At 76.0% G+C, this 13,660-nt stretch carries 1 protein-coding gene; it reads left to right on the top strand.

From position 1 onward, the window contains the following. Positions 1-44: 44 nt before the first annotated feature. A partial coding sequence (locus ACH4EB_RS34020; protein WP_398352140.1) for an amino acid adenylation domain-containing protein occupies positions 45-13,660 on the top strand: 13,616 nt, incomplete at its 3' end.

Below are 13,660 nucleotides of genomic sequence, written 5' to 3'. Positions count from 1 at the left end.
CGCGCCGTCCTGACGCGCGCCCGTTGTGCGAGAGGACTACGAAAGTGACGTTCGACGAACAGTCCGGCGCGCTGCCCGGCGAAGCGCCGGACACCGGCCGGGACGTGCCCCCCAAGACGCTGGGCGAGCTGTTCACCCGGCAGGCGGAGCGCACGCCCGGCGCCGTCGCCGTGGTGCACGGGGACGTACGGATGACGTACGCGGAGGTGGAAGCCGCCGCCAACCGGCTGGCCCGGGTGCTCCTCGGCCGGGGTGCCGGCCCGCGGCGGCTGGTGGCACTGGTGCTGCCGCGTACGGCGGATCTGGTCGTGGCGGTCCTGGCGGTGCTCAAGTGCGGTGCGGCCTACGTGCCGGTGGACCCGGCGTACCCGGCCGAGCGCATCGCCTTCCTGCTGCGGGACACGGCGCCCGCAGCCGTACTGACGGCCCGGCAGGTGGCGGGCGGGCTGCCCGCCGGGACCGGCCTGCCCGCGCTCGTGCTCGACGACGACGGTACGCGTCGGCTCCTGGACGAGGCTTCGCCCGCGCCCGTCACCGACACCGACCTCGGCGGGCGGCCGGGCCCGCACGACCGCGCGTACATCATCCACACGTCGGGCTCCACGGGCATCCCCAAGGGCGTGGAGGTCACCCACGACAACGTCGTCCGCCTGCTCACCTCCACGGCACACCGGTTCCGCTTCGGCCCGGAGGACACCTGGACCCTCTTCCACTCCCACGCCTTCGACGTCTCGGTGTGGGAGATGTTCGGCGCGCTGCTGACCGGCGGGCGGCTCGTGATCGTCCCGTACCGGACCGGCCGGGCCCCCGACGCGTTCCTGGCACTGCTCGCCCGTGAACGGGTCACCGTCCTGAGCCAGACACCGACGGCCTTCGCCGCGCTGCAAACCGCCGACCGCGAACACCCCGACGTCCTGCGGAACGCCCCGCTGCGCACGGTCGTCCTCGCCGGCGAGGCGCTCGACCCCGCTCGCCTCGCCGACTGGTACGACCGGCACCCCGACGACGCGCCGCTGCTGGTCAACATGTACGGCACCACCGAGACCACCGTGCACGCCACCTACGCCGCCTACGACCGGACCCTCGCCCGGCCCGGCGCGCCGAGCACCATCGGGGAGGCCCTCACGGATCTCGCGCTGTACGTGCTCGACGGCCGGCTGGCCGAGGCGCCGCCCGGTGGCCCGGGCGAACTGTACGTCGCGGGCCGGGGCCTGGCACGCGGCTACCTGAACCGCCCCGGGCTGACCGCCGAACGCTTCGTGGCCTGCCCGTTCGGCCCGCCCGGCGCGCGCATGTACCGGACCGGAGACCTGGTGCGGCGGGGACCCGGCGGCGCGCTGGAGTTCGCCGGCCGCACCGACGACCAGGTCAAGATCCGCGGTTTCCGTATCGAGCCGGGCGAGGTGGAGTGCGCGCTCGCGGCTCACCCGGACGTCGCGCAGGCGGCGGTGGCTGTCCACCGCGACGCGGACGGCGGGCCGAGCCTGGTCGGTTACGTCGTACCGCATCCGCACCCCGCACCGGGCGGACCCACCGGACGCGCGGCGGGCACCGACGAGGCGCCGGCGGCCTGGCAGCAGGTGTACGACGACCTGTACGCCACCTCCGAAGGCCGGCCCGCGGCCCTGGGCGAGGACTTCGCGGGGTGGCGCAGCAGCGCCGACGGACGGCCGATCCCCCTGGAGGAGATGCGCGAGTGGCGGGACGCCACGGTGCGGCGGGTGCGGGCCCTGCGGCCCCGCCGCGTCCTGGAGATCGGCGTCGGTACCGGTCTCCTGCTGGCCCGGCTCGCCCCGCACTGCGAGAGCTACTGGGGCACCGACCTGTCCGCCGAGGCCGTCACCGGACTGCGCGCCCAGCTCGCGGCGGACCCCGCACTGGCCGCCCGCACCACGCTCACCCACCAGGCCGCCGACGACATGCGGGGCCTGCCCGAGGGCGGCTTCGACGTCATCGTACTGAACTCCGTCGTCCAGTACTTCCCCGACGCGGGCCACCTCCTCGCCGTGCTGCGCGGCGCGTTCGACCGCCTCGCTCCCGGTGGCGCTCTCTTCGTCGGCGACGTACGCGACTTCCGGCTCGCCCGCCACTTCCACACGGCGCTGCTCCGGCACCGCGCGGCGGCCCGTGGCGCCGTGCCGCACGACGCCGTGGTCCGGCAGAGCATGGCGCGCGACAAGGAACTGCTGATCGCCCCCGGCTTCTTCACCGCCCTGCCCGAGGGGCCGCTGCCCGAGGCGGGCGCGGTGGACATCCGCGTCAAACGCGGGCGGCACCACAACGAGCTGAACCGCTACCGGTACGACGTGGTGCTGCGCAAGGGCCCGGTCCCCGTGGTGTCGCTCGCCGACGCGCCCCGCGTGCGGTGGGGCAGCGAGGTGCCCGGCCTGCCGTCGCTGGCGGAGCGGCTGCGCACCGGCCGGCCCGGCGTACTGCGGGTGAGCGACATCCCCAACGGGCGCCTGGACGAGACCGGACCGGCCGCCGGACCGCCCGGCACCGGCCCCGGATCCGCCGTCGATCCGGAGCACCTGCACGAGCTGGCCGCCGGAGCCGGCTACCAGGCGCTCGTCACCTGGTCCGGGGCGGACGACGGCAGCCTGGACGCCGTGTTCCTGCGCGAAGACGAGGACGACGGCCGTACGGGCGAAGGCGCGCGCCCCGGAACAACGCTCCCCGTGGCGTACACCGACGTGCACCGCCCGGCAGAACACCCCCGCGGCGACCTGCGCTCCCTGCGGGCACTGACCAGCGAACCGGCCCGGCGCCGGGCCGACGCCGGGCTCGGCGCCGCCGTTCGCGAGGCCGTCGCGGCCCGGCTGCCGCGCCACCTGGTCCCGGCCACCGTCATGGTCCTCGACGCGCTGCCGATGACGGTCAACGGCAAGCTGGACCGGCGGGCCCTGCCCGAGCCGGACCCGGGCGCCACCCACCACGCACCCGGCGGACGCGCACCGCGCGACGCCCGCGAGGAAGTCCTGTGCGGGCTCTTCGCGGAGACCCTGGGCCTCGCCGAAGTCGGCCCCGACCAGGACTTCTTCGACCTCGGCGGGCACTCCCTGCTGGCCACGGGGCTGGTGAACCGGGTGCGGTCGGCCTTCGGTACGGAACTGAGCCTGCGCGCGGTGTTCGAGGCGCCGACCCCGGCGGGCCTGGCCGCCCGGCTGACCGCCGGGGGGCGCCGCCCCGCGCCGACGGTCCGGGAGCCGCGCCCCGCGGAGCTGCCGCTGTCCTTCGCGCAGCGCCGGATGTGGTTCCTGCACCGCCTGGAAGGGTCACGCCCCACCCACCACCTCCCGCTCACCCTCAGACTCTCCGGCCCGCTCGACCGGCAGGCACTGGAAGCGGCGCTGCGCGATGTCGTGGTGCGCCATGAGCCGCTGCGTACGGTCTTCCCGGAGGGCGGCGGCGGACCACACCAGTGCGTCCTGCCCCCGGACGCGGTGCCGCTCCGGCTGACCGTCACGAAGACCACGCCGGACGCCGTCCGGGGCCTGGTCGAGGCGGCCGCGCGCCAAGGCTTCGACCTCGCGGCCGAGCCGCCCGTACGCGCCCGGCTGTTCGACCTGGGGCCGGACGAGCATCTGCTGTCCCTGACGGTGCACCACATCGCGGCCGACGGCTGGTCCCTGGCACCCCTGTGGCACGACCTCTCGCACGCCTACGAGGAGCGCAGGCACGGCCGCCCGCCCACCTGGGCCCCGCTGCCCGCCCAGTACGCCGACTACACCTTGTGGCAGCGCGAACTGCTCGACACCGACGACGGAACCGGCGCCAGCACGGCCGCCGTACAACTCGGCTACTGGACGAAGAAGCTGGCCGGGCTGCCGGAGCGGATCGCGCTGCCCTGCGACCGGCCACGACCGGACACGCCCACCGGGCGCAGCGGCACCTGCCGCTTCCAGTGGGACGGCGCCCTCCTGGAAGCGGTGCGCGCGCTGGCGCGGGAATGCGGTGCGACGCCGTCCATGGTGGTGCAGGCGGGACTCGCCGCGCTGCTGACGCGGCTGGGCGCGGGCGAGGACATCCCGATCGGCACCCCCGTCGCCGGACGCACCGACGAGGCGCTGCACGACCTGGTCGGCTTCTTCGTCAACACGGTGGTGCTGCGCGTCGACACGTCGGGCGCGCCGGATTTCCGTACGCTGCTCGCCCAGGTACGCGCCACCTGCCTGGAGGCGTACGCCCACCAGGACCTGCCCGTCGAACGGGTCGTGGAGGCGCTCCGCCCGGACCGGACGGGCGACCGCCATCCGCTGTTCCAGACCCTGCTGGTCTGGCAGAACACCCCGGCCGCCGCCCCCGAACTGCCCGGCCTCACCGCCGAGGCGCGGGAGCTGGACACCGGCCCCCTCGTCACCGACCTGGAGATCGGCATCACGGAGACGCCCGGCGATGCCACCGGGCCGGACACCCTGACCGGCGTCGCCCACTTCAACGCCGACCTCTTCGACCACACCACCGTCGACGCCTTCCTGGAACGGCTGCGGCATCTGCTGGCCGACGCGACTGCCGACCCCGACCGGCCGATCGGCGATCTCGACGTGTACACGGCAGGTGAGCGCGCCGCTGCCCCGGAGCGGGTTGCGGCCGCTACCGTCCCGGCCACCACCGGCCGGGACACGCATCAGGCCCTGCTGCCGGAGCTGTTCGCGCGCCAGGCGGCCCGTACGCCCGGCGCCGCGGCCGTGACCTTCCGCGGTGCCACCCTGACGTACGGCCGGCTCGACGCGGCCGCCAACCGCCTGGCCCGGCTGCTGATCGAGCGGGGCGCCGGGCCCGAGCGGTTCGTGGCGCTGGAGCTGCCGCGCTCGTCCGGCCTCGTCGTCGCCGTGCTCGCGGTGCTGAAGACCGGCGCGGCCTATGTGCCGCTGGAACCCGGCCACCCCGCCGAACGCAACGACAGGATCCTGCGCGCGGCCCGGCCGGTGCTGCTCCTCACCAGCAGGACACCGGCGGCCGAGCGGCCCGTCCCGCACCTCGCCTGGGACGGCCCGGAGCCGGTCCTGGACGGCCCGGAGCCGGCCGACGCCGACGGTCGGCGTTCCGACGCGCCCGTACACGACCACGAGCGCATCTGCCCGCTGCTTCCCGCGCACCCGGCCTACGTCATCCACACCTCCGGTTCCACCGGGGAACCCAAGGGCGTGGTGGTCCCGCACCACGCCGTGGCCCGCCTGTTCGGCGACGCCCCGGCGCTCGACTTCCGCGCCGACGACGTGACGCCGCTGCTCCACTCGCACACCTTCGACCTCTCGGTCTGGGAGATGTGGGGGCCCCTGCTGCACGGCGGCCGGCTGGTCGTGGTGCCGTACGAGGAGAGCCGCTCCCCGGCGGAACTGCTGCGGCTGCTCGTACGCGAAGGCGTCACCCAGCTCCACCAGACGCCGACCGCCTTCGAGCAACTGACCCACGCCCTGCGCGAGGAACCCGGCCTTGCCGGAGAACTCGCCCTGCGCCGCGTCGAACTCGGCGCCGAAGTGCTCATGCCCCGCACCGCGCGGGAAGGCCGCGACCTGCTGCCCGGCGCGCGCTTCGTCCACGCGTACGGACCCACCGAGACCACGGTGTTCGTCGTCGCCGGGTTCCTCGACGGGCCCCTGCCGGACGCCCAGGCCCCGCCCCTCGGCCGGCCGCTGGGCGGCGTCCGTGCCCACGTCCTGGACGACGCGCTGCGCCCGGCCCCTCCGGGCGTCGCGGCGGAGCTGTACATCGCGGGCGCCGGGCTGACACGCGGCTACCTGGGCCGGAGCGCGCTCACCGCCGAACGCTTCGTCGCCTGCCCCTTCGGGCCGCCGGGGGAGCGGATGTACCGGACCGGGGACGTGGTCCGCCGTCGCACCGACGGCTCGCTGGAGTTCGTGGGCCGCGCGGACGAGCAGGTGAAGGTGCGGGGCTTCCGTATCGAGCCGGGGGAGGTGCGGGCCGCGCTGACCTCGCACCCCGCGGTCGGCACGGCCGCGGTCGTCGCCCGCGAGGACCGGCCGGGCGACCGGCGACTGGTCGCGTATGTGACCTCCGCCCCCGGACGGGCCGCCGACCCGCGGGAGCTGCGCCGGCACGCGGCCGCGCGGCTGCCGGACCACATGGTGCCCGCCGCGATCGTCGCCCTGGACACCCTGCCGCTGACCACCGGCGGCAAGCTCGATCGGGCCCGCCTCCCGAAGCCCGGTCACGCGGCGGTCTCCTCGTGCCGGGCACCCCGCGACGGCCGGGAGCGGACACTGTCCCGGCTCTTCGCCGAGGTGCTCGGCCTCGGTACCGACGCGGCCGGCGTGGACGACGATTTCTTCGATCTCGGCGGGGACAGCATCATCGCCCTCCAGCTCGTCAGCCGGGCCCGGCGGGCCGGACTCGCCCTGACCCCGCGCGACGTCTTCCGCCACCCCACCGTCGAAGCCCTCGCCGCGCAGGCGGGCCCGGCCGGGGACGCGCCGGTCGGCCCCGCCGGGGAGGACGCGCCGACCGGCCCCGCCGGGCACGACAGCGGGCCGCTGCCCCTCACCCCCGTCATGCACGCCCTCCGGGAGACCGGCGCGGCGGTGGCGGGCTGCCACCAGTCCGTCCTGGTCCAGGTGCCGCCCGGCCTCGGCACCGGGCACCTGGCCACCGCGCTGCGTACGGTGATCGACCACCACGACGCGCTGCGGCTGCGGCTGACGCGGGTGGGCGGCGTGGCCTGGGCCCTGGACATCGCCCCGCCCGGCCCCCGACAGGCCGACGCTGACGCCGTGGCGGGCACTGCCCCGGACTTCGTCCAACGGGTCGATGTGACGGAGTTGGACGACGCCGCGTTCGACGACGCCGTACGCCGCCACAAGGACGCCGCACGCGACCGGCTGGACCCGGAGTCGGACCGGACCGCGGGCCTCCTCCAGGCCGTCTGGTTCGACGCCGGTCCCGACAGGCCGGGACGGCTGCTGCTGACGATCCACCACCTCGCCGTGGACGGTGTCTCCTGGCGCGTGCTGCTGCCCGACCTGCAAGCTGCCTGGGAAGCCGCCGCGGCAGGCCGCCCACCCGCTCTCGAACCGGTCGGCACCTCGCTGCGGGCCTGGTCCCAGCGGCTCGCCGACCTGGCCCAACAGCCCGACCGCATCGCCGAACTCCCTCTGTGGACCGCCCTGACCGGCACCACCGAACCGCCCCTGTCCCAACTCCCGTACGACCCGGTCCGCGACCTGACGAGCACGGTACGGCGAGTGACCCTGACCCTGCCGCCGGAGCGTACGGCCCCGCTGCTCGGCCCGGCGCCCGCCGCCCTGCACGGCAGGACCGACGACCTCCTCCTGACCGCCCTCGGCCTGGCCGTCGCCGACTGGCGTCGCCGCCGCACGGGCTGCCCGGACACCGCCGTACTGCTCGACATCGAAGGGCACGGCCGCGACGACGCGGAGGACGCACCGGACGCGGACGGTGGTACGGCGCGGGGCGCGGCCGCCCGCGCCGATCTGGCGCGGACCGTCGGCTGGCTCACCAGCGTCCACCCCGTACGCCTCGATCCGGGCAGCGCCGACGCCGTCCGGCTCCGCTCCGGCGGACCCGCGCTGGACCGGGCCTTCCGGCGCGTCAAGGAACAACTGCGCGCGGTGCCCGGCAGCGGCCTCGGATACGGCCTGCTCCGCCACCTCAACCTCCAGACCGCCCCGGCCCTCGCCGGCGGGACCCGCCCGCTGATCGGCTACAGCAACCTCGGCCGTCTCGTCCGGACGGCCGGGGACTGGGCGCCGGTGCCCGGCTCGGGCGGCATCACCGGCGGCGCCGATCCCGCGCAGCCCGCCACCCACCTCGTCGAGCTGGACACGCTGGTCGAGGATCGGCCCGGCGGCCCGGTCCTGACGGCAACCTGGTCCTGGCCCGGGGCCCTGTTCACCGAGGACGAGGTACGCGATCTCGCAGACACCTGGACCGGTCTGCTCACCGCCCTCACGGACCGGGCGGCGGCACCGGACGCGGACGGCCGTACACCCGCCGACTTCCCCCTCGTCGCCCTCACCGGGGACGAGACCGCGCGACTGACGCGTGACTGCCCGGACCTGGCCGACGTCTGGCCCCTCACCCCGCTCCAGGAAGGGCTGCTCTTCCACGCCCTGTTCGACGAGCAGGCGCCGGACGTCTACACCAGCCAGCTCGCCGTGGACCTGCACGGCCCCCTCGACCCGGGCGCGTTGCGCGCGGCGGGACGGGCCGTACTGGACCGGCACCCCGCCCTGCGCGTCGCCTTCCGGCACGACGGCCTGCGCACACCCGTCCAGGTGGTGCAGCACGCACGGGCCGTGCCCCTCCCGTGGGCGGAGCACGACCTCGCGGCCCTGACCGGTGACGCACAGGCCGCCCGCGCGGACCGCATCGCGTCCGACGCGCGCGCCACCCGCTTCGACCTGGCCCACGGCCCGTTGCTGCGCTTCACCCTGCTGCGCCTCGGGCCCGCCCGGCACCGGCTGCTGCTGACGGTCCAGCACCTGATTCTGGACGGCTGGTCCGGGCCGCTGGTGCTGCGGGACCTGCTCGCCGTCCACGCGGCGGGAGGCGACCCCACGGCCCTGCCCGCCCCGGCGCCGTACCGGGAGCATCTGCGCCGGCTCGCCGCAGCGGACCGTACGGCGGCCGAAACCGCCTGGCAGCAGGCGCTCTCCGGCGTGGACGGACCGACCCTCGTGGCGCCCGGACGCACCGCCGTCGCGGCCGCGGAGCACAGTAGCGTCCGGGCCACGCTGTCCACCGGACTGACCGCGTCCCTCCGCGCGCTGGCCCGCCGCCACGGCCTGACGCCGAACACCGTGCTCCAAGGCGCCTGGGCCGTGGTCCTGCGCGGCCTGACCGGGCAGGACGACATCCTCTTCGGTGCCACGGTCTCCGGCCGGCCCGCGGGCGTACCGGGCGTCGAGGACATGGTCGGGATGTTCAACAACACCCTGCCGGTACGGGTACGTCTCGACGCGGCCCGGCCCCTCGTCCAGGCCCTGACCCGCCTCCAGGACGAACAGGCCGGGCTGCTGCCCCACCAGCACGTCGGCCTCTCCCGGCTGCACCGCCTCTGCGGGCACGACCAGCTCTTCGACACCCTTCTGACCTTCGAGAACCTCCCCTCCGCGACGCTCGGTACGGGAGCGGGAGCGGCGACGAGTACGGGTACGGGCACCGGTCCGCTGCGGGTCACGGAACCCCGGGTCACCTCCGGCACGCACTACCCGCTGAGCCTCGCCGTCCTCCCCGGCGAACGGCTGGGCCTCAAACTGGGCCACCGCTCCGACGCGTTCGACACCCGCACCGCGACCGCCACCCTCCACCGCCTGGTACGCGTCCTGAAAGCCGTGGCGGACGCCCCGGACCGGCCCGTGGGCGACCTCCCCGTCCTCTCGCCCGGGGAGCGCACCCGCGTCCTGCACACCTGGAGCACCGCCCCGGGCCCCGCCCCCGTACCGCGCACCTGGCCCGCCCTCTTCGAGGCCCAGGCAGCACGGACACCCCACGCCACGGCGCTGCGGTGCGCCGACGCCACGCTCACCTACGCCGAACTCGACGCGGCCGCCAACCGGCTGGCGCGGCTGATGGTCCGGTACGGCGCGGGCCCCGAACGGTCGGTGGCCCTCGCCCTGCCGCGTTCCGCCGGGCTGATCGTCGCGGTCCTCGCCGTCCTGAAGTCCGGCGCCGCCTACGTACCCCTGGACCCGGCGTACCCCGCCGAGCGTTTCACCACCTTGCTGCACGACACCCGGCCGGTGCTGCTCCTCACGGACGCCGCCACCGCGGGGACGCTGCCGCCGGGCCCGGAGACGCGCCGCGTCCTGGACGATCCGGACACCCGCGCCCTGCTCGGCCGCCTCCCGAGCACCCCTGTCCGGGACACCGAGCGCACCGCGCCCCTGCTGCCCCAGCACCCTGCCTACGTGATCCACACCTCCGGATCGACCGGCACCCCGAAGGGCGTGCGGGTCCCGCACGCGGGCATCGCCGCACTCGCCACGGCACAGACCGCGCGCTTCGGCACCGGCCCCGGCAGCGTCGTCCTGCTCTTCGCCTCGCTGAGCTTCGACGCCTCCGTCTCCGACCTGTGCACCGCACTCCTCTCCGGCGCCACCCTGGCCGTGGCCCCCGCCGGCACCCTGCTCGCGGGCCGGGAACTGGCCGACGCCGTGGCCCGCTTCGGCGTGACCCACCTGAAGCTGCCGCCGAGCGTCCTGGCCGGGCTGCCGCCCGGTACGCTGCCGCGGCACGTCGCCCTCGCGGTGGCCGGCGAACCGTGTCCCGCGGACCTGGCGGAGCGGTGGAGCCCCACGCACCGCCTGGTCAATGTGTACGGGCCGACGGAGACGACGGTGTGCGCGACCATGTCCGGCCCGCTCACGGGCGGCGGCCCGCCGCCGATCGGGACGCCGATCACCGGCACCCGGGCGTACGTGCTGGATGCGACGCTGCGGCCGGTACCGCCGGGCGCGGTGGGCGAGTTGTACGTGGCGGGAGCCGGGCTGGCGCGGGGGTACGTGCACCGGCCCGGCCCGACCGCCGAGCGCTTCGTGGCCTGTCCGTTCGGGGGAGCGGGGGAGCGCATGTACCGGACCGGTGATCTGGCGCGGTGGCGTGCCGACGGGCAGTTGGAGTTCGCGGGGCGGACCGACGACCAGGTGAAGGTACGCGGCTTCCGCATCGAACCGGGCGAGATCGAGGCGGCCCTCACCGCCCACCCCGCCGTCGCCCGGGCCGCGGTCGTGGTGCGCGAGGACCGTCCGGGCGACCGGCGGCTGGTGGCGTACGCGGTCCTCGCGGACGCGCACGCTCCGGCCCCCGGCGCGCTGCGGCAGTACCTGGGCGAGCGGCTGCCCGCGTACCTGGTGCCCTCGGCGGTCGTGCCGCTGGACGTGCTGCCGCTCGCCCCCGGCGGCAAGCTCGACAGGCGAGCGCTTCCGGAACCCGGCGGCGTCGGCGCGGGGCGCGGCCCACGCGACGCCCGTGAAGAGATCCTGTGCGGCCTGTTCGCCGAGGTGCTCGGTCTGCCGGAGGTGAGGGCCGAGGACGACTGGTTCGAACTGGGCGGCCATTCCCTCCTCGCGGCGCGGCTCGTCGGCCTGGCCCGCGCGGCGCTGGGCCGCGAGCTGACCATCCGCGCCCTGTTCGAGGCGCGTACGCCGGCCGCGCTGGCACGGCGGCTGGACGGCGCGGCGGCTGCCCGGCCCGCCGTCGTACGCGCCGCCCGGCCCGCCCGGCTGCCGCTGTCGTCCGCGCAGCGACGCCTGTGGTTCCTGCACCGGCTGGAGGGGCCCGGCGCGACGTACAACGTGCCGCTGGTGCTGAAGCTGCGGGGTGCGGTGGACGCCGACGCGCTGGACGCGGCGCTGGGGGACGTGGTGGGGCGGCACGAGGCGCTGCGTACGGTCTTCGCGGAGGCGGCGGACGGCGAGCCGTACCAGGTGGTGCGCGACCACGACAGCCGGCGGGCGTACCTGACGGTGACACCCGTCGAGGAGGTGGCGGCCGACGCGCCCGAGGTGGTACGGGCCGCGCGGCACGCCTTCGACCTGACCCGCGAACTGCCCTTCCGCGCCGAGCTGTTCCGGGGCCCGGGCGGCGAGGCGCTGCTGGTGCTCCTCGTCCATCACATCGCGGCGGACGGGTGGTCCCTGGGGCCGTTGTGGCGGGACGTGGTGACGGCGTACGAGGCGCGGCGGGACGGGGGAGCGCCGGACTGGGCCGCGCTGCCGGTGCAGTACGCGGACTTCGCACTGTGGCAGCGGGACGTGCTGCTGCCCGGCCGCGACCTGGCGGCGCGGCAGACCGCGTTCTGGCGACAGGAGCTGAGCGGCCTGCCGGACGAGCTGCCGTTGCCGTACGACCGTCCGCGTCCGGCGGCCGCCGACCACCGGGGCGGGACGGTGGCGTTCCGGTGGGGCGCGGAGGTGCACGGCCGGGTGGTGGCGCTGGCCCGGCAGTGCGGGGCGAGTGTGTTCATGGTGGTGCAGGCCGCGCTGGCGGCGCTGCTGACCCGGCTGGGGGCGGGCACGGACATTCCGCTGGGGACGCCGGTCGCCGGCCGTACCGACGCGGCGCTGGACGACGTGGTCGGGTTCTTCGTCAACACGCTGGTGCTGCGCACCGACACCTCCGGCGATCCGTCGTTCCGTACGCTGGTGGACCGGGTCCGGGAGACCGATCTGCGGGCCTACGACCACCAGGACGTACCGTTCGAGCGGCTGGTCGAGGCGCTGAACCCGGACCGCAGGGCCGGCCGCAACCCGCTCTTCCAGGTCGCCCTCGCGACGCACCACACGGCGCACCCGGCGTACGGCCTCCCGGACGTCGAGGTCGAGGAACTCCACGTCTCCACCGGCACCTCGAAGATGGACCTCACCGTCGCCGTACGGGAACGCCGGGACGCCGGGCGGGCACCGGCCGGACTCGAAGGGGAGGCGGAGTTCCGTACCGCTCTCTTCGACCCGGCCACCGTCGAAGGGCTGCTCACGCGCCTGCGCAGGCTGCTGGCAGCGGCCGTCGCGGACCCGGACCGGCCCATCGGCAGCCTGGAGATCCTGACCCACGCCGAGCGGCACACGCTGCTGGAGGCCGGGAACGCCGCCTCCCGGGCGCTGCCCGCCGCGACGCTGCCCGAACTGTTCGCGGCCCAGGCGGCCCGTACCCCCGACGCGCCGGCGGTCACCTCACCCGGCACCCGGCTCACCTACGCGGAACTGGACGCCCGCGCCAACCGCCTGGCCCGGCTGCTGGCCACCCGGGGCGCGGGCCCGGAAGGCGTGGTGGCCCTGGCGCTGCCGCGCTCCGCCGGCCTGGTCACAGCCGTACTCGCCGTCCTGAAGGCAGGCGCCGCCTACCTCCCCCTCGACCCCGCCCACCCGCCCGCGCGCATCGCCTTCCTGCTCCGCGACGTGCCCGCCGCTCTCCTGGTCACCGACCACGCGACCGGCGCCGCGCTCCCCGGCACGGCCGTCCCCTGCCTCCTCCTGGACGCGGACGACACGCGACGGGCCCTCGCGGCGCTGCCGGGCACCGGCCTCACCGACGCCGACCGGACGGCGCCGCTCCCCGCCCACCCCGCCTACGTGATCCACACCTCCGGCTCCTCCGGGACGCCGAAGGGCGTACTGGTCTCCCACCACGGCGTCGCCGCCCTCGCCGCGACCCAGCGCGAACGCCTCGGCGCCGGTCCGGGCAGCCGGGTGCTGGCCTTCGCCTCGCCCGGTTTCGACGCGTCGTTCTGGGAACTGTGCATGGCCCTCCTTACGGGCGCCTGCCTCGTCACCGCACCTCCGGACCGCCTGCTGCCCGGCGCGCCGCTGGCCGCGACCGTCGCCACGTACGGCGTGACCCACCTGACCCTGCCGCCGTCGTCCCTGGCGGCGCTCGCCCCCGGCAGCCTCCCGGCGGGCCTCACGCTCGTGGTGGCGGGCGAGGCCTGCCCCGCCGAGCTGGTGGCACGCTGGGCACCGGGCCGCTCGATGATCAACGCGTACGGGCCGACCGAGACGACGGTGTGCGCGACCGTCTCGGGGCCGCTCGCGGGCGGCGGCCTGCCGCCGATCGGCGCGCCGGTCACCGGCACCCGGGTGTACGTACTGGACGGGGGGTTGAGGCTGGTTCCGCCGGGTGTGGTGGGGGAGTTGTATGTGGCGGGGGTGGGGTTGGCGCGGGGGTATGTGCGTCGTCCTGG

It is taken from the genome of Streptomyces sp. NPDC018045, assembly GCF_044327445.1.
In the GTDB taxonomy this organism is placed as follows: domain Bacteria; phylum Actinomycetota; class Actinomycetes; order Streptomycetales; family Streptomycetaceae; genus Streptomyces.
The sequence above is the reverse complement of the archived record's forward strand: the minus strand, read 5'-3'. Positions and strand labels throughout refer to the sequence as shown.